At 70.2% G+C, this 21,215-nt stretch carries 1 protein-coding gene; it reads left to right on the forward strand.

The window, feature by feature from the left end; all coding sequences use genetic code 11:
• Positions 1–168 precede the first annotated feature (168 nt).
• Entirely contained in the window at positions 169–21,117 is a 20,949-nt protein-coding gene (locus ACPCXD_RS06015; protein ID WP_423658791.1) for a non-ribosomal peptide synthase/polyketide synthase, read from the forward strand.
• Positions 21,118–21,215 lie beyond the last annotated feature (98 nt).

Raw genomic sequence — 21,215 nt, forward strand, 5'->3', positions numbered from 1 at the left:
CGGCCGACAGGCTGGGGATCCGTTGCTGCGTCCGGTCCTGCGGAGAGTCCTACCGCCCGACCACGCCGTAACGATCCTCACCTGCTCAGCAGATAAACCGAGAGGGTTGTGCGCTGCGCAAGCCACCGCCGATGGGGGATTGCGCGACGGTGAGAGAAAGGTTGGGGATTGGACTCGCTGGGTAACGGCGGATCGGACGCGGGGAACTCGCAGGGCGTCGTGCCGCCCGGGGCCTTTCCGCTCTCGCCGGCACAGCTGGGCATGTGGTTCGCCCAGCACGTCGACCCGACGGTGCCCGCCAACATCGCTCAGTACGTCGAACTCGAGGGCGACCTCGACCTCGACCTGCTGCACGCCGCGAGCGTCCGCGCCGCCCGCGAGATGGGATCGGGTTTCCTCCGGTTCATCGAGGTCGACGCCCAGCCCTACCAGCTCGTCGACCTCACGCTCGACGACTCCGTCGGCTACGAGGATCTTCGGGGCGAGCCCGACCCCCGTCGGGCCGCGCTCGACTGGATGCGCGACGACCGCAGCCGTCCCGTCGACGTCCTCCGCGACCGGCTGATCTCCGCGACGGTCCTGCGCATCGGTGACCGTCGTTACTTCTGGTACAACCGCGTCCACCATCTCGCGCTCGACGGTTTCGCCGCCGCGACCTTCATGACCCGCATCGCCGAGCTCTACACGGCGTCGGTCGACGGCGTCGAACCGTCCCCGAGCCTCGCGTCCGATCTGCGCAAGGTTTACGACGTCGAGATGGAGTACCGCGGATCGAAGCGGTTCGCCGACGACCGCGAGTACTGGGCGCAGCAGATCGAGGGCATCGAGGAGCCCACGAGCCTCGCCGGCCGAACCGCGGCGCCCGCGCCGGTCAGCCGCATCGACAGCGCGGCGCTGTCGGACGAGACCGAACGCCGCGTCGAGCAGCTGTCCGAGCAGGAGAACACGAGCCTCGCGACCGCCGTCATCGCGGCGTTCGCGGCCTACGTCGCCCAGATGACCGGGCAGACCGATGTCGTCCTGAGCCTGCCCGTCGCCGCCCGCACCACCGCCCTGTTGCGCCGCTCCGGCAGCATGGTCTCGAACGTCGTCCCGCTCCGGTTGAGCGTGACCGACGAGACCACCGTCCACGACCTCATCGCGGCGTCCGGTGCCGCCGTCTCGGGCGCGCTGCGTCACCAGCGCTACCGGCACGAGGACATCGTCCGCGACCGCGATGCGAGCTCCGCGGGTGGAGCACAGTCCACCTTCTTCGGGCCGTGGGTCAACATCATGCTGTTCGACAACGAGGTCCGCCTCGGCGACATGGTGGGACGGATCAACATCCTGTCGACCGGTCTGATCGAGGACCTCGGCGTCAACGTCTACACCAGCGGCGACAACACCCACATCGACTTCGAGTCGAACCCGAATCTCTACGGACCCGACCGGGCCGCCTCCGACCACGCGCGGTTCGTCGAGTTCTTCGACCGTTTCGTCGGTTCGGCCTCCGACCGGCCCGTCTGGGACATCCCGCTCGCCGGCGGCACCGAACTCGACCGGGTCGTCCGCGACTGGAACCGCACCGACCATCCCGTGCAGCGCCGCGACCTGCTCGCGGAGTTCCACGACCGGGTCGCGACCTCTCCCGACGCGACCGCGCTGGTCTTCGAGGGCGAATCGCTGACCTACGCCGAATTCGCCGCGCGCGTGAACAGCCTCGCCCGGGCACTGGTCGATCTCGGGGTCGGCCCCGAGTCCCTCGTCGGACTGTCCATCCGACGCTCGCTCGAGCTCGTCGTCGGCATGTACGCGATCGTCGAGGCGGGTGGCGCTTGGGTGCCGATCGACCCCGACCACCCGGCCGATCGCACCGCGTACATCCTCGAGACCGCCCACCCCGCGGCGGTGCTCACCACGGCGCGCGACGACGTGACGCTGCCCGAGGGCATCCCCACGATCGAGGTCGACACCTTCGACCACTCGCGGTTCGACACGGCGCCGCTCACCGACGCCGAACGACGCGGACCGATCCTTCCGGACACGACCGCCTACGTCATCTTCACCTCCGGTTCGACGGGCCGGCCGAAGGGCGTGGCCGTGAGCCACGTGGCGATCGACAACCAGATCCAGTGGATGAACGACCAGTACGGTCTGACGTCCTCCGACGTGTACCTGCAGAAGACCGCGACGACCTTCGACGTGTCGCTGTGGGGCTTCTTCATGCCCCTGCGTGTCGGCGCGACCCTCGTGATCGCGACGCCCGACGGGCACCGCGACCCGGTCTACGTCGCGAACAGGATCGCCGAGCACGGTGTCACGATCACCGACTTCGTGCCGTCGATGCTCACGGTCTTCGTCGCGAATGCGCCTGCCGGAACGTGTGATTCGCTGCGGCACGTCTTCGTCATCGGTGAGGCCCTGCCGTCGGAGACCGCCGCGGACTTCGCGCGCATGTGCTCGGCCGGACTCCACAACCTGTACGGACCCACCGAAGCCGCGGTCTCCATCACCTACCACCGGGCCGCTCCCGGCGACGTGCACAGCGTCCCGATCGGCGTTCCGCAGTGGAACAGCCGCGCATACGTCCTCGACCGGCGGCTGCGTCCGGTGCCGGTGGGCCGCCCCGGCGAGCTCTACCTCGCCGGTGTCCAGCTCGCGCGCGGATATCTCGACCGTCCCGACCTGACCTCCGACCGTTTCCTCGCCGACCCCTTCGGGGCGCCCGGCGAACGGATGTACCGCACCGGCGACCTGGTGCGCTGGGAGACCGCCGCCGACGGCACGGGTCTGCTCGAGTACATCGGCCGCACCGACTTCCAGGTCAAGTTCCGCGGCCAGCGCATCGAGCTCGGCGAGATCGAAGCGGTGCTGCTCGCGCACCCCGCCGTCTCGCAGGCCGTGGTGCTCGTGGTGGCGACCCCCACCGGCGACCAGCTCGTGGGGTACGTCGTCGCGGCTCCCGGCCGCACGATCGACACCTCCGATCTCGCCGACCACGCCGGCCGGTCGCTGCCGTCGTACATGGTTCCGGCGTCGCTCATGGTGCTCGACGCGCTGCCGCTCAACACGAGCGGCAAGCTCGACCGGAAGGCGTTGCCGGAGCCGGTCTTCAGCAGCACCCGCATCTTCCGTGAGCCGCGCACCCCCGCCGAGCGTGCCGTCGCCGAAGCGTTCGGTGAGGTCCTCGGTGTCGAACGTGTGGGTCTCGACGACGACTTCTTCGAACTCGGCGGCAACTCCCTCGTCGCCACCCAGGTGGTCTCCCGCATCGGAGCCGCGCTCGACACCCAGGTGCCCGTGCGTGTGCTGTTCGAGGCGTCCACCGTCGTGGGTCTCGCGACGCGGCTCGCCAAGCAGATCGGTACCGGCGCGCGGTCCCCGCTCGTCGCCCGGCCGCGACCGGACGTGCTGCCGTTGTCGACTGCGCAGCAACGGATCTGGTTCCTCAACCGCTTCGACGTCAGCACCGCCGCCTACAACCTTCCGTTCACGGTGCGGCTCACCGGCGCCGTCGATCCCGCAGCGGTGTCCGACGCCTTCGCCGACGTGGTGGCGCGGCACGAGAGCCTGCGGACCGTCTACCCCGAGGTGGACGGCGAACCGCAGCAGATGATCCTGCCGGTCGAGCAGGTCGTCGTCCCGCTGGAGCCGATCGACGTCGGCGAGCAGGACCTCCACGCGGCCGTCGTCGACCTCGCGAGCCGCGGTTTCGACGTCGTCCGCGACGTCCCCTTCCGGGTCGCGCTGTACCGGCTCGCCCCCGACGACTACGTCCTGGCGATGGTGCTGCACCACATCGCCGCCGACGGCTCCTCGTTCGGCCCGTTCGCCCGCGACGTGGTCACGGCCTACAGCGCCCGCGCCGAGGGGAACAAGCCGAGCTGGACGCCGCTTCCCGTCCAGTACGCCGACTACGCCGTCTGGCAGCGCGAGGCTCTCGGTGACGAAGCCGACCCGAATTCCGTTGCAGCGCAGCAGCTCGACTACTGGGTGAACGAGCTCGACGGTCTGCCCGACCAGCTCGACCTGCCCACCGACCGGACCCGTCCCGCCGTCTCCTCCTACAACGGCGACAAGCACCGCTTCGAGATCGACGCCGAGACCCACCGCGGTCTCGTCGACCTCGCCCGCAAGCAGCACGCGTCGCTGTTCATGGTCGTCCACGCGGCCTACGCCGCCCTGCTGTCCCGCCTCAGCGGATCCGACGACATCGCCATCGGTACCGCCGTGGCAGGTCGCGGGGAGAAGGACCTCGACGACCTGATCGGCATGTTCGTCAACACCCTCGTCCTGCGTACCCGGATCGATCCCGGCATGTCGTTCGAGGACTACCTCGCCGGTGTCCGGGAGACCGACCTGACGGCGTTCTCGAACGCCGACGTTCCCTTCGAGCGTCTCGTCGAGGTGCTCAACCCGCCCCGCTCGACCGCGCGTCACCCGCTGTTCCAGGCCGCGCTGTCCCTCGAACCGGGAACCGCGCGCGACGTCTCGTTCGCGGGAGTCCACGCCGTCGGCGCCGAACTGGACGTGCCGATCTCGAAGTTCGACATCCAGCTGTGGGTGACCGAGAAGACCGGCGACGACGGCGAACCCGCCGGCCTCGACGCCCTGTTCGAGTACGCCACCGACCTGTTCGACGCGGCGACGGTCGCCGTCTTCGCCGAACGCTTCGCGCGGATCCTCGCGGGGATCGTCGCCGATGCGTCGACCTGCGTGGGCGACCTGGCGATCCTCTCTCCCGGAGAGGCCGAACGCCTGCTCACGGCGACGGGACCCGAGCCCGCCGAGGCCCGCACCCTGGTGGAGCTGCTCACCGCCGGCGCCGTCGAGCATCCCGACCGTGTCGCGGTCCGCGACCGCGACACCGTCCTGACCTACCGCGAACTCGACACCTGGTCGAACCGCATCGCCCGGCGGCTCGTCGAGCGCGGTGCCCGGCCCGACGGCATCGTCGCGCTGGCCTTCCCGCGGTCGTGGGAGATGGTGCTCGCTGTGTGGTCGGTCGCCAAGACCGGCGCCGCCTACACGCCCGTCGACCCGGAATACCCGGCCGAACGCGTCACCCACATGCTCGACGACTCGTCGGCCGTCTTCGGCCTGACGACGGGGGAGCACGCCACCGGTCTGCCGTCGGCCACCGAGTGGATCCGGCTCGACGACCCCGAGTTCGTCGACGCGTGCGCGTCGTGCCCGGACGGCCCGCTCACCGACGCCGACCGCGCTGCGCCGCTGCGCCTCGACCACACCGCCTACGTCATCTACACCTCCGGTTCGACGGGCAAGCCCAAGGGCGTCGCCGTCACCCACCGCGGCCTCGCCGGTCTCGTCCGCGAGACCGTCGAACTGTACGGCGTGACAGAGGAATCGAAGCTCCTGCACATCTGCTCGCCGAGCTTCGACCCGACGGTCCTCGACTGGACGCTCGCCGGGTCCACCGGCGCCGAACTCGTCGTGACACCGCCGTCGATCTACGGCGGCGCCGAACTGCGCGCGCTCATCGAACGCACCGGCGTCACCCACACCGTCATCACCCCGGCGGTGCTCGGTTCCGTCGACCCGAGCGGGCTCGACGCCCTGCGCGTCGTGAACGTCGGTGGCGACGTGTCCACAGCCGATCTCGTCTCCCGCTGGGCGCCCGGCCGTCGCTTCTACAACGCCTACGGACCGACCGAGACCACGATCGTCTCGACGCGCGCCCTCCTCGAACCGTCCGGTCCGATCACCATCGGACGGCCCGTGGCCGGCGTGCACGCCCTGGTCCTCGACAGCCGGCTCCGTCCCGTCCCCGCCGGTGTCGCGGGTGAGCTCTATCTCGCGGGCGACGTGCTCGCCCGGGGCTACCACCGCCGTCCGGCGCTCACCGGCGACCGATTCGTGGCGAACCCATTCGGCGCGAACGGAACCCGCATGTACCGCACCGGCGACATCGTGCGCTGGGACGGGCAGGGCCGCATCGAGTTCGCCGGCCGCGCCGACTTCCAGGTCAAGGTCCGCGGCTACCGCATCGAACTCGGCGAGATCGACGCCGCGCTGCTGACCCACCCCCTGGTCGCCTTCTCGACCACCGTCGGCCACGAGATGCCGTCGGGCCAGACCGCGCTCGTCGCGTACGTGCACGGGGACGAGCAGATCGATCCTGCCGAACTCGCCGATCACGTCGGCCGCTCCCTGCCGTCGTACATGGTGCCCTCGCAGATCATCGTGCTCGACGAGGTGCCGCTCAATCCGGTCGGCAAGCTCGACCGCCGTGCCCTGCCCGAACCCGATCTCGGCATCAGCTACCGCGAGTTCCGTGCCCCGACCACACCCATCGAGGAAACGGTCGCGAACGTCTTCGCCGAGGTGCTCGGCGTCCAGGGCGTGGGTCTCGACGACGACTTCTTCGAGCTCGGCGGCAACTCGCTGCTCGCCACGCAGGTCGTCTCCCGGCTCGGTGTCGCCCTCGACGCGCAGGTGCCGGTGCGGGCGCTGTTCGAATCCAGCTCGGTGGCGGCCCTGGCGGTGCGCGTCGAGCAGGAGGCAGGTCGCGGAGCGCGCATCGCTCTGACGAAGATGCCGCGGCCCGAACGTGTTCCGCTGTCGCTCGCACAGCAGCGCATGTGGTTCCTCAACCGCTTCGATCCGCGGTCGTCCACCTACAACCTCCCGATGGCACTGCGCCTGACCGGCGAACTGGACGTCGCCGCACTGCAGGTGTCGATCATGGACGTCATCGATCGGCACGAGTCGCTGCGCACCGTCTTCCCCGACTCGCCGAACGGACCGCACCAGGTCGTCCGTGCCGCGGCGGAGGTCGTGCCGGATCTGACCCCGACCCGGATCACCCCCGACGAGCTGCCCGCCTCCGTCCGGCGCCTGGTCTTCACCGGCCTGGACGTGACGTCGGACGTGCCGATCCGCGCCGAGCTGTTCGAACTCGGCGACCAGGAGCACGTACTCGCGCTCGTCGTGCACCACATCTCGGCCGACGGCTGGTCCACCGGTCCGATGGCGCGCGACATCATGGTCGCCTACACCGCCCGCACCGAATGGGAGGAGCCCTCGTGGGCGCCCCTGCCGGTGCAGTACGCCGACTACACGCTGTGGCAGCGGCAGGTACTCGGAGCCGAGGACGACCCGCAGTCGCTGATCTCCCGGCAACTCGACTACTGGCGTCGCACCCTCGCCGGTGTGCCCGACCAGCTCGATCTGCCCGCCGATCGTCCGCGCCCGGCCGTGCAGTCGTACTCCGGTGCGACCGTGGACTTCTCGATCGATCCGGAACTGCACCGCGAGCTCGTGGCCCTGGCGCGCACCCGCAACGCGTCGCTGTTCATGGTGGTGCACGCAGCCCTGAGCGTGTTGCTCGCGCGGATGTCCGGTCAGGACGACATCGCGATCGGTACCCCGGTCGCGGGTCGCGGCGAGCAGGCGCTCGACGACCTGATCGGCATGTTCGTCAACACCCTCGTGCTGCGCACCGATGTCGATTCGGGTACGCCCTTCACCACGCATCTCGCCCGGGCGCGCGACGCGGCGCTCGGCGCCTTCGGTCACGCCGACGTGCCGTTCGAGCGGCTCGTCGAGGTGCTCAACCCGGCGCGCTCCACCGCCCGGCACCCGCTGTTCCAGGTGATGCTCTCGTTCGAGAACCTGCGCGCCGCGCACGTCGAACTGCGTGGCCTGACCCTCGACGTGCTCGACATCGACACGGCGGTCGCCAGGTTCGATCTGCAGCTCACCCTCACCGAGGACTTCGCCGAGGACGGCACGCCGAACGGTCTCGGAGCGGCGTTCACCTATGCGACCGACCTGTTCGATCACTCGACGGTGCGCGGATTCGCCGATCGCTTCGTCCGCATCCTCGAGGCCGTGGTGCGCGAGCCGGAGGTCGTCGTCGGCGACATCGACCTACTCGACGCCGGCGAGCGTCTCGCGGTCCTCGAATCGTGGAACGACACCGCGCACGAGCTGGAACCGGCCACTCTCGTCGACCTGTTCGACGCCCGGGTCGCGACGGATCCCGACGCCGTGGCCGTGGCCTTCGAGGGCGAGCAGCTGACCTACGCGGACTTCGACGCGCGGGTGAACCGCCTTGCCCGCCATCTGATCTCGCAGGGTGTCGGACCGGAGTCGACCGTCGGACTCGCGGTACGGCGATCCCTCGACCTCCTCGTCGGCATGTACGCGATCGTCAAGGCCGGCGGTGCCTACGTGCCGCTCGACCCCGACCAGCCCGCCGACCGCAACGCGTACATCCTCGACACGGCGGCGCCGGTCGCGGTGCTGACCACCACCCGCGACGCCTTCGAGTCGACCGCGGCCGTGCGCACGATCGAGATCGACACGCTCGATGTGTCGGACCTGCCGTCCGGCCCGATCACCGACGCCGACCGCATCGCCACGCTCACGCCGACGAACACCGCGTATGTCATCTTCACGTCCGGCTCCACGGGACGCCCCAAGGGTGTCGCGGTGCCGCACGGCGCGATCGTCAACCGCCTGCTGTGGATGCAGGACGAGTACGGCCTCGGCCGCGACGACGTGGTGCTGCAGAAGACGCCGTTCACCTTCGACGTGTCGGTGTGGGAGTTCTTCTGGCCCCTGCAGATCGGTGCGCGCCTCGAGATCGCGCTGCCCGACGGTCATCGGGACCCGGCCTATCTCGCCCGGGTCATGGCCGACCGCGGTGTCACGGTCGCGCACTTCGTGCCGTCCATGCTCGCGGTCTTCGTCGCCGAGAACGCCGCGGCCTCGGCCTCGTCGTTGCGGATGGTCTTCGCCTCGGGCGAGGCACTGCCCGCCTCGGTCGCCGCACGCCTGCGGTCGATCCTGCCGGGCGCTCGCCTGCACAACCTGTACGGCCCCACCGAGGCGGCCGTCGACGTGACCTACCACGAGGTCACCGCCGCCGATGCGGTGTCGGTGCCCATCGGCGTCCCGGTCTGGAACACCGGCGTCCACGTCCTCGACGGCCGACTGCATCCGGTGCCGGTCGGTGTCGCGGGCGAGCTCTACCTGTCGGGTGTCCAGCTGGCGCGCGGTTACGTCGCGCGGCCGGACCTGACGGCGGAACGCTTCGTCGCCTCGCCGTACGGGGCGGGGGAGAGGCTCTACCGCACGGGCGATCTCGTGCGGTGGGTCGCCCGGGAGGCCTCCGACGCACGCACGGCACATGCCGAACTCGAATACATCGGCCGCACCGACTTCCAGGTCAAGCTGCGCGGCCTGCGCATCGAACTCGGCGAGATCGAGACTGCCCTGCTCGCGCTCGACGACGTCGACCAGGCCGTCGTGCTCGTGCGCTCGGACGCCCACTCCGGTGAACACCTCGTCGCCTATCTCGTCGCCACCGACGGCCGCTTGCTCGACACCACCGCCGTCTCGCGTCGTCTCGCCGGCTCGCTGCCGGCCTACATGGTGCCGTCGGTCTACGTCGTGCTCGACGAGTTCCCGCTCGGATCGTCGGGCAAGCTCGACCGCAAGGCCCTGCCGGCCCCGGTCTTCGAGGTCAAGGAGTTCCGCGCCCCGACGACCCCGGTCGAACAGATCGTCGCGTCGGTCTTCGCCGACGTCCTCGGACTCGACCGCGTCGGTCTCGACGACGATTTCTTCGCGCTCGGCGGCAACTCGCTGATCGCAACACAGGCCGTCTCCCGTATCGGCGAATCCCTCGGTGGCCGAGTGGCATTGCGCGCGATCTTCGAGGCGTCCACCGTCGAGGCGCTCGCCGCGGCCGTCGAGGCCGACTCGTCGGGTGCGGCCCGCACACCGCTCGTCGCCGGGCGCCGCCCCGAACGGGTTCCGCTGTCGCTCGCGCAGCAGCGCATGTGGTTCCTCAACCGCTTCGACCCGGAGTCCGCGGTCAACAACATCCCTGTGGCCGTGCACCTGTCCGGTGCGCTCGACGTCTCCGCGCTCGGGACCGCGCTGCGCGACGTCGTCGCACGGCACGAATCGCTCCGCACCGTCTACCCCGACGTCGACGGCTACGGCTACCAGAAGGTGCTCCCGGTCTCGGAGGTGCCGGTCGAGCTGACCGTCACCCGCATCGACGCCGACCGTCTGCCCGCCGAACTGCGGGCACTCGCGGCGACCACCTTCGACGTCGTGCGCGACGTGCCGATGGTGGTGCGGTTGTTCGAGACCGGACCCGACTCGCACGTGCTGGTCGCGGTCCTGCACCACATCGCCGCCGACGGTTTCTCGATGGTGCCGCTGACCCGCGACATCATGATCGCCTACGCGGCCCGGTCGCAGGGCGAGGTTCCGGCCTGGACCCCGCTGGAAATCCAGTACGCCGACTTCACCCTCTGGCAGCGCGAGGTGCTCGGCGCGGAGGACGATCCGGAGTCGGTGCTGGCCCGCCAGATCGACTACTGGACCGACACCCTCGCCGACCTGCCGGAGAGCCTCGGCCTGCCCACGGACCGGCCGCGTCCGGCGGTCGCGTCGTACCGCGGTGCCGTCACCCGGCTGACGATCGACCCCGAACTGCGCGCCGCGGTGGAACGTCTCGCGCAGCAGCGGCGCACGACCGAGTTCATGGTCGTGCACGCGGTGCTCGCGACGCTGCTCGCGCGCCTTAGCGCCTCCGACGACATCGCGATCGGCACGCCGATCGCCGGTCGCGGCGAACGCTCCCTCGACGACCTGATCGGCATGTTCGTCAACACCCTCGTCCTGCGGACCCGGGTGGACGTCACCGCCACCTTCGACGAGTTGCTGGCCCACGTCCGCGAGGTCGACCTCGGCGCGTTCGCCCACGCCGAGATCCCGTTCGAGCGTCTCGTCGACGTCCTCGCCCCGGTCCGCACCCAGGCGCACAACCCTCTGTTCCAAGTGATGCTGGCCTTCCAGAATCTCGGACAGGTGTCGCTGCAGCTGCCGGAACTGTCGGTCACGAACGTGCCCCTCGACAACGGACTGTCCAAGTTCGACCTCGTGGTGACGGTTCTCGATGCCGACACCGAGGGCGCATCGTCCGACGGCTGGGTCGTCGAACTCTCCTACGCGACCGATCTGTTCGACGCCGAGACGATCGACGTCCTCGGTGAGCGGTTCGTCCGTCTGCTCGCCGCCGCGACGGCGACTCCCGCCACCGGGATCGACGAGCTGCCGCTGCTCACCGCCGGCGAACGCGACGCCGTCGACGCCGCCGCGCACGGTGCCCGCACCGAGCTCGGCACGACCGCGACCCTGCCCGCCCTGCTCGACGCGCAGGTCGCCCGCACGCCCGACGCCCTCGCCGTCGTGCCCGGCACCGACGCGGTCGGAACGCCGCTGACCTACCGCGAGTTCGGGGAACGGGTCAACGCGTTCGCACGCCACCTCGTCGAGCTGGGCGTCGGCCCGGAGACCCGGGTGGGCGTGGCGATCGGCCGGTCCGTCGACATGCTCGTCGCCGTCCACGCCGTGATCGCCGCCGGCGGCGCCTACGTGCCGCTCGACCTCGAACAGCCCGCCGACCGCATCGCGTACGTCCTCGAATCCTCCGCTCCCTCACTGGTTCTGGTCGCATCCTGGGACGAGCTCCGGGACCGGACCGGTTTCGGGGACATCCCGACCGTCGAGATCGACGCCGTCGACCTCTCCGGCCGCGACGGCTCGCCCGTCCGCGACGACGAGCGGACCCGTCCGCTGCGAGCCGAACACCTCGCCTACGTCCTCTACACCTCCGGTTCCACCGGCCGCCCCAAGGGCGTCGCCGTGCCGCACGGCGCGGTGGTCAACCAGTTGTCGTGGATGCAGGACGAATTCGCCCTCTCAGCCGACGACCGGGTGCTCCTCAAGACCCCGGTCACCTTCGACGCATCGGTCTGGGAACTCTTCCTGCCGCTGCACGCCGGCGCACGCACGGTCGTCGCATCGCCGGGCCTGCACCGCGAACCCGCCGGAATGGCCGCCGAGATCGCCCGGGCCGGCATCACCGTCGTCCAGTTCGTCCCGACCGTCTTCGACGCGGTGCTCGAGCACCTGGGGGAGGAGGCCGCGGCCTCGCTCACCCACGTCTTCTGCGGCGGCGAGAGCCTCTCCGGGGAGAGCGCCGCCCGCTTCCGCAAGCTCGGCGCAGCACCGGTGCACAACCTCTACGGTCCCACCGAGACCACCATCCAGACGCTGCACCGCACCGCCGAACCCGACGACCACCCCGCGGTGCCGATCGGCTCGCCGGTGTGGAACACCGCCGCTCGCGTCCTCGACGCGCGCCTGCGGCCCGTCCCGGTGGGAGTCGCCGGAGAGCTGTACCTGTCCGGTGCGCAGCTCGCCCGCGCCTACCACGGTCGGCCGGACCTGACCGCGGAACGCTTCGTCGCCGATCCGTTCTCTACCTCCGGTGGCCGCCTGTATCGCACCGGCGACCTCGTGCGATGGGTGCGCACCGCCGGCGGCGACCGTCTCGAACTCGACTACATCGGCCGCACCGACCAGCAGGTCAAGCTGCGCGGTCTGCGGATCGAACTCGGCGAGATCGACACCGCGCTCACCGCGCAGCCCGCGATCGGTCGTGCCGTGACGGTGGTGCGTGAGGATCCCCGATCAGGACCGCAGCTCGTCTCGTACGTCGTGCCGATCGCCGGCGCCGACATCGACCCGGCGGACGTCAAGACCGCGCTGCTCTCGCGACTGCCGTCGTACATGGTGCCCGCCGCGATCGTCGCGCTCGACTCGCTGCCGCTCAACACGAGCGGCAAGGTCGACCGTCGCGCGCTGCCCGCACCGACCTTCGAGGTGCAGGAGTTCATGCCGCCGCGCACGCCGGTCGAGGAGATCGTCGCGGGTGTCTTCGCGCAGGTGCTCGGTGTCCCGCGCGTCGGCCGCACCGACGACTTCTTCGCGCTCGGCGGCAACTCGCTCGTCGCGACGCAGGTGGTCGCCCGTCTCGGCGACGCCCTCGACACGACCGTCCCCGTCCGTGCCCTGTTCGACGCCCCCACCGTCGAGACCCTCGCGGTCCGCGTCGAACAGTTCGGGGGAGCCGGTTCGCGGCCCGCCCTCGAACGGCGCGAGCGTCCGGAACGGATCCCGCTGTCGCCCGCACAGCAGCGCATGTGGTTCCTCAACCGCTTCGACCCGGCCTCCGCGGCGAACAACATCCCCGTCGGTGTCCGCCTCACCGGCGACCTCGACGTCGGGGCGCTGCGCACCGCGCTCGGCGACGTCGTCGAGCGGCACGAGTCGCTGCGGACGGTCTACCCGGACATCGACGGCGTGGGCCACCAGTCGGTGCAGCCGCCCTACGAGGTGGAGCTGTCCGTCGAACGGGTCGACGAGAGCACCCTGTTCGAGCGCGCGGAGCAGCTCACCTCGGCCGGCTTCGACGTCACGAGCGAGGTGCCGCTGCGAGTCGTATTGTTCTCGCTCGGCGCGCGCGAGCACGTGTTGTTCCTCGTGGTCCACCACATCGCGTCCGACGGCTTCTCGCTGCGGCCGCTCGCGCGCGACATCATGGTCGCCTACGCGAACCGTTCGCGCGGTGAGACCCCGAGCTGGGCGCCGCTCGAGGTGCAGTACGCGGACTACGCGTTGTGGCAGCGCGACGTCCTCGGCTCCGAGGACGATCCGCGTTCGGTGCTGTCGCGTCAGGTGGAGTACTGGACCGCGCAGCTGGCGGACCTTCCCGACCAGCTCGACCTGCCGTCGGATCGTGCTCGCCCCGAGGTCGCGTCGAACACCGGACGCACCAGCCGGTTCCGCATCGAACCCGAGCTGCACTCGGCTTTGGAAAGCCTTGCCCGGGAGCGGAACACGTCCCTGTTCATGGTTGTGCACGCGGCGCTGGCGGTGCTGCTGTCGCGACTGTCCGACAGCGAGGACATCGCGATCGGCACGCCGATCGCGGGCCGCGGCGCGGCCGCCCTCGACGACCTCATCGGCATGTTCGTCAACACGCTCGTACTGCGTGTCGGTGTGCGCAACGACATCCGGTTCCAGGACCTCCTCGCCGAGGTGCGCGACACCGACCTCGACGCCTTCGCGAACGCCGACGTCCCGTTCGAGCGGCTCGTGGAGATCCTCGACCCGCAGCGTTCGCAGGCGCGCCACCCGCTGTTCCAGGTGGCCCTGACCTTCCAGAACACCGGCCGGGTCGAATTCGACCTCGACGGCGTCACCGCCGCGGCGGTCGACTACGAGGCGCCCACCGCCAAGTTCGACCTGCAGTTCACCTTCGCCGAGACCGTCGGCGAGGACGGCTCGGCGGCCGGTATGGACTTCGCCGTCACCTACGCGACCGATCTGTTCGACGACCTGCGGGTCGCGGCGTTCGCGGAGCAGCTGCTGCGCATCCTGCGCGGGGTGGCCGAGGATCCGGCAGCGGTGGTCGGCGACATCGAGATCGTCGACGACTTCGAACGCGAACTGGTCGTCTCGCGCTGGAACTCGCTGGGTGACGACGTCGCACCGGCCGGCACGACACTCGTCGACATGTTCGAGGCGCGCGTCGCCGAACGCGGCGACGCGGTCGCAGTGCGGTTCGGCGACGAGCAGTTGTCCTACCGCGAACTCGGTGCGCGGGTGCACCGCCTGGCACGTCATCTCGTCGATGTCGGTGCCGGACCGGAGGATCTGGTCGCGGTCGCGATGCCGCGCTCGCTCGATCTGATCGTGGTGCTGCTCGCGGTGCTCGAGGCCGGTGCCGGTTACCTGCCGATCGACCCGAACTCGCCGACCGACCGGATCGAGTTCCTGGTCTCGGACGCGACGCCGGTCGCGGTCGTGACCACCTCGGACGTCGAGGTGGCGTTCCCGGCTTCGGTGCCGGTTGTCGAGATCGACCGTCTGGATCTGTCGGAGGTCGACGACGCGCCGATCCTCGACGCGGAGCGTCGTGCCCCGCTGACGTCGACGAACCTCGCGTACGTGATCTACACATCGGGATCGACCGGACGCCCGAAGGGTGTGCTGATCCCGCACCGCAATGTGGTGCGGCTGATGGTCAACACCGAATCGGTGTACGGCTTCGACTCGTCGGACGTGTGGACGATGTTCCACAGCTACGCCTTCGACTTCTCGGTGTGGGAGCTGTGGGGTCCGCTGCTCTACGGCGGGACCCTGGTGGTGGTCGACTACTTCACGTCGCGTTCGCCGGAAGCCTTCCGCGAGTTGCTGATCCGTGAGCGGGTCACCGTGCTCAATCAGACTCCGTCGGCGTTCTACCAATTGGTCGAGGCCGATCGGGTCGCGGCCGACGAGGCACAGTTGTCGCTCCGGTACGTGATCTTCGGTGGTGAGGCGCTCGAGCCGCGTCGTCTGGCCGGGTGGTTCGAGCGTCACGGGGATGCGGGGCGAGCGCAGCGACGGGGGATCGGCGCAGCACCGCGGTTGGTGAACATGTACGGCATCACCGAGACGACCGTGCACGTGTCGTACCGGGAGATCGGTGCCGACCTGGCGCAGGGTGCGTCCGCGAGCGTGGTCGGTGTCCCGATCGCGGGTCTGCGGGTGTACGTGCTCGACCGGCGGCTCAAGCCGGTACCGGTGGGTGTGGCCGGTGAGATGTACGTCGGCGGCGGCCAGTTGGCGCGTGGTTACCTGCGTCGTCCCGAGCTGTCGGCGGCACGTTTCGTCGCCGATCCGTTCTCGTCCGACGGTGCGCTGCTGTACCGGACGGGTGACGTCGCACGCTGGGTCGTCTCGGGCGATCTCGAATATCTCGGACGCGCCGATGACCAGGTGAAGATCCGCGGTTTCCGCATCGAGCTCGGTGAGGTCGAGGCCGCGGTGCTCGCGCAGGACGAGGTCGCCCACGCCGCGGTCATCGTGCGTGAGGACACCCCGGGAGCGGCCCGGATCGTCGCCTACGTGGTTCCGCACGACGGCATGTCGATCGACACCGAAGCGCTGCGCAGCGGTGTCGCCGTGGTCCTGCCGGAGTACATGGTGCCCTCGGCGTTCGTGGTGATCGATGCGATTCCGCTGACGGTCAACGGCAAGCTCGACCGTCGGGCGCTGCCCGAGCCGGTGTTCGAGACGCGTGGTTTCCGCGCGCCGAGCACCCCGATCGAGGAGATCGTGGCGGGCGTGTTCGCCGAGGTGCTCGGTGTCGACCGCATCGGCGCCGACGACGACTTCTTCGCGCTCGGTGGCAACTCGCTGATCGCGACGCAGGTGGTTTCCCGGCTCGGTGCCGCGCTCGACGCGCAGGTGCCGGTGCGGGCGTTGTTCGAGGCGTCCACCGTCGCGGAACTCGCGACGCGGGTCGAGCAGGAGTCCGGTCGCGGTGGACGAGTGGCGCTCACGGCCCGGACCCGGCCGGAGTCGATCCCGCTGTCTCCCGCACAGCAGCGGATGTGGTTCCTCAACCGCTTCGATCCCGACTCGACGGCCTACAACATCCCGTTCGCGTTGCGGATGACGGGCGCACTGGACGTCGACGCCTTGCGTGCCGCGGTCGCCGACCTCGTCGCGCGGCACGAGTCCCTGCGCACCGTCTACCCCGAGACCGAATCCGGTCCGGTGCAGCGCATCCTGCCGGCCTCGCAGGTCCGGCCCGAGCTCGAACCGGTGGACGTCACCGCCGCCGATCTCGAACCGCGGATGCGGGAGATCGCCGCGGTCGGCTTCGACGTCACCGTCGACGTGCCGGTGCGGATGCATCTGCTCCGCGTCGCCGACGACGATCACGTCCTCGTCACCGTCGTCCACCACATCAGCGCCGACGGCTCGTCGATGGTGCCGCTGGTCCGCGACGTCATGACGGCCTACGCCGCCCGGTCCGCGGACAGCGATCCGGCGTGGGCGCCGCTCGAGGTGCAGTACGCCGACTTCGCGCTGTGGCAGCGGGAGGTCCTCGGCTCCGAGGACGACCCGGAGTCCACCGCCGCCGAGCAGCTCGGCTACTGGCGCATCGCGCTCGCCGACCTGCCCGATCAGCTCGACCTGCCGCTCGACCGTCCGCGGCCGGCGCAGCAGAGCTTCCGCGGCGACCGCGTGGAGTTCACCATCGGTGCCGATCTGCACCGGGAGCTGCGCGACCTGGCACGCAACCGGAACGCGACGGTGTTCATGGCCGTGCACGCGGCCTTCGCGGCGTTGCTCGCGCGCCTGTCCGGCTCGACGGACATCGCGGTGGGCACCCCCATCGCGGGTCGTACCGAGCAGGCCACCGAGGACATCATCGGCATGTTCGTCAACACGCTGGTGCTCCGGCTCGAGGTGAACGGTGGTGCGTCCTTCGACGAACTGCTGTCCGCGGCACGGGAAACCGATCTGCAGGCCTTCGCGCATGCGGACGTGCCGTTCGAGCGTCTCGTCGAGGTCCTGAACCCGGCCCGCTCGACGGCCCGGCATCCGCTGTTCCAGGTCGGCTTCTCGTTCCAGAACCAGAGCCGCTCCGAACTCGCCCTGCCCGGGCTCGACATCGAACCGGTCGACCTCGAGGGCGGCACCGCCCAGTTCGACATGCACCTGATCGTCGCCGACAGCTACGGCGACGACGGCGCGCCGCAGGGCATCGACGCGATCCTCACCTACGCGACGGATCTGTTCGACCGCGAGACCGCGGAAGCCGTCGCGGCCCGTTTCGAGCAGCTGCTCGAAGCGCTCGTCGAGTCGCCGGCCCTGCCCGTCGGTGATCACGCGTTGCTCCTCCCGCAGGAGCGCGACGCGGTGCTCGGCGCGTGGAACGACACCGCCCACGGAACCGACACCGGAGCGACCCTCGTCGGTCTGTTCGACGAGCAGGTCGCCGCACACCGCGACGACGTCGCGCTCGTGTACGAGGGCCGGCGGTGGACCTACGGCGAGTTCGACTCGTCGGTCAACCGTCTCGCCCGGCACCTGCTCGGTCTCGGTGTGGGCCCGGAGGATCGGGTCGCGCTCGCGATCCGTCGTTCACCCGAGTTGCTCGTGGGCATGTACGCGATCGCGAAGACCGGCGCGGCCTACGTGCCGGTCGACCCGGACCAGCCCGCCGAGCGCAACACCTACATCCTCGACACGGCCGCTCCCGTCGCGATCGTGACGACGAGCGGTGACCGGGTCGAGCACGGCACGGCGCCGGTCGTCGAACTCGACGGCCTCGACCTCGCCGGGCTCTCCGACGATCCGATCACCGACGACGACCGGCCGGCTCCGCTGCGGCCGGACAACACGGCGTACGTGATCTTCACGTCGGGTTCGACCGGACGCCCCAAGGGCGTCGCGGTCTCCCACGCCGCGATCGTCAATCAGTTGCTGTGGAAGCGTGAGTATTTCGGCATCGGGTCCGACGACGCGGTGCTGCTCAAGACCGTCGCGACGTTCGACCTGTCGGTGTGGGAGTTCTGGTCGGCGCTCACCTCCGGCGCCCGACTGGTGATCGCCACCGCCGACGGACACCGCGATCCCGACCACCTGCTCGCGTTGTTGCGCGACGAGCAGGTGACCACGCTGCACACCGTTCCGTCCATGCTGTCGATGCTGATGACGGTCGCGGCCGGTCCGGTGGCGCCGTCGCTGCGGCGGATCCTCGCGATCGGTGAGGCGCTGCCCGCGGCGGTGGCCCAGCAGTTCCGCGCGGACAACACCGCGACGCTGTACAACCTCTACGGACCCACCGAGGCCGCGGTCTCGGTGACCGTCCACGAGGTCGACGACGCCGACCGCACCGTCGTCCCGATCGGTGTGCCCGAGTGGAACACCGCCGTCTACGTCCTCGACGACCGGCTGCGACCGGTGGCGCCGGGCGTCTCCGGCGAGCTGTACCTCGCGGGTGCCCAGCTCGCGCGGGGCTACCACGACCGTCCCGACCTCACCGCGGACCGGTTCGTCGCCGACCCGTACGGGCGCGGACGCATGTACCGCACGGGCGACATCGTCCGGTGGAACCGTGCCGGTCGCCTCGAATACCTCGACCGGGCCGACTTCCAGGTCAAGGTGCGCGGTTACCGCATCGAACTCGGCGAGGTCGAGACCGTCCTGCGCGAGCTGCCCGACGTGAAGGACGTCGCCGTCCTGGTGCGCAAAACTGCCCACCTCGGCGACCGTCTGGTCGCCTACGTCGTGTCGGCCACCGACGCGTTCGATTCCGGTGTGACACGGGCGTTCGACACGGGTGCGACACGGGCGTTCGACGCCGCTGCGACACGGACGGCGCTCGCGGAGCGACTGCCGTCGTACATGGTGCCGTCGGCCTTCGTCGAACTCGAGGCGCTGCCGCTGAACACCAACGGCAAGCTCGACCGGCGGGCCCTGCCCGACCCCGAACTCGACGCGGGGCAGTTCCGTGCCCCGACCGATCCCGTCGAGGAGATCGTGGCTGCGACCGTCGCCGAACTGCTCGGTGTCGAACGGGCCGGTCTCGACGACGACTTCTTCGAACTCGGCGGCAACTCGCTGCTCGCGACGCAGCTCGCCGCCCGGCTCGGTGCCGCACTCGACACCCGCGTGCCCGTCCGGACGGTGTTCGAGTCGTCCACGGTGGTGGCGCTCGCCGCCCGCATCCGGCCGTCGGTGGGCGAGGGTGCCCGTCCGGCGCTCACGACCGTCCCGCGCCCCGAGCAGGTGCCGCTGTCGCTCGCCCAGCAGCGCATGTGGACCCTGAACCGGGTCGATCCCGAATCGGGTGTCTACAACATCCCCGTCGCCGTGCGCCTGACCGGTGCGCTCGACGTGGATGCCCTGCGCGCCGCGGTCGCCGACCTGTTCGCACGGCACGAGGTGCTGCGCACCGTCTACCCGGACAGCGGTGACGGTCCGGTGCAGGTCGTGCTGCCTGTCGCGCAGGCCGTGCCCGAACTCGCCCCGGTGGACGTGACCGCCGACGAACTCGTCGAGCGTCTCACCGAGATCCTCGGCAGCGGATTCGACGTGACGGCACCGGTCCCGCCGGTGCGGGTCGCGCTGTTGCGTCTCGCCGCGGACGAACACGTCCTCGCGGTCGTCGCACACCACATCAGCGCCGACGGGTACTCGATGCGTCCGCTCGTGCGCGACGTGATGACCGCCTATCTCGCGCACGCCGCGGGGGAGACCCCGGGCTGGGAACCGCTCGAGGTCCAGTACGCGGACTACACGCTGTGGCAGCAGAGCATCCTCGGCTCCGAGGACGATCCCGGGAGCGAGCTGTCGCGTCAGCTCGACTACTGGGCCGACGAACTCTCCGGTGCCCCGGAGGTTCTCGCCCTGCCCACGGATCGTCCGCGCCCCGCCCGCCAGTCGACGGTCGGTGAGTCGTTCACCTTCACGATCGGTGAGGAACTCGCGCAGCGGATCGAGAAGACCGCCCGCGAGCACAACGCGACGGTCTTCATGACGATGCACGCCGCCTTCGCGGTGCTGCTCGCCCGTCTGTCGGGCAGCGAGGATATCGCGGTGGGTACACCGACCGCCGGTCGTGGTGAGGAAGCGCTCGACGACCTCGTCGGTATGTTCGTCAACACCCTCGTGCTCCGCACCCGGGTGGCCGGCTCGGCGACCTTCGCGGACCTGCTCGCGCAGGCCAAGGAGAAGGACCTCGCGGCGTTCGGTAACGCCGACGTGCCGTTCGAGCGGGTCGTCGAACGTCTCGGTGTGCGACGCAACAGCGCGTACACCCCGCTGTTCCAGGCGATGCTCACCTTCCAGAACATCGACACCGGCACCTTCGCCCTGCCGGGGCTCGAGGTGACCGCGCTCGAGACGGGAGCCGACCAGGCGAAGTTCGACCTGCAGTGCACGGTGGTCGAACGGTTCTCCGAGTCGGGAGCGCTGACCGCGCTCGATGTGACCTTCACCTACGCCACGGCACTGTTCGACGCCGCGACGGTCGAGACCTTCGGCGATCGCTTCGTCCGGATCCTCGAGGCCGTCGGCGCCGATCCGCAGGTCGTCCTCCGTTCGATCGACATCCGCACGGATGCCGAGCGCGCGCGGGCGGCCCGGCCGAAGAAGGCGCGCACCGTCGCCGATCTGCCGGCACTCGTGGCGGCAGCGGCTGCCGTGGCCCCGGACACCGTCGCCTTCCGGCACGGTGAGCGCGAGGTCACACTCGGCGAGTTCGCCCAGCGTCTGGACACCATGGCCACCACCACCGGCGGTGCGCTCACCGCCGAAGCGCTCGTGTCGGTGGTTTTGAACGGCCTCGTACCGGGGATGCTGCCCCAACTCGGCGCCGACGGTCTCGCACAGTTGGTGCGCGATGTGATCGCCGTCGCGGAAGGCGTCGATGCCGATGCGGTGGGAGACGCGGATTAGTCCTGTGTCGGTCACTTCGGGATAATGGAAGATCGGCTGTCGTTCGACTGCCCGGCCAGTACGGTGCCGGGTGGCAGCGGGGGGCGGTGTCGCGTGCA

This window comes from Rhodococcus sp. AB351, from assembly GCF_049538275.1.
Classification (GTDB): domain Bacteria; phylum Actinomycetota; class Actinomycetes; order Mycobacteriales; family Mycobacteriaceae; genus Rhodococcus.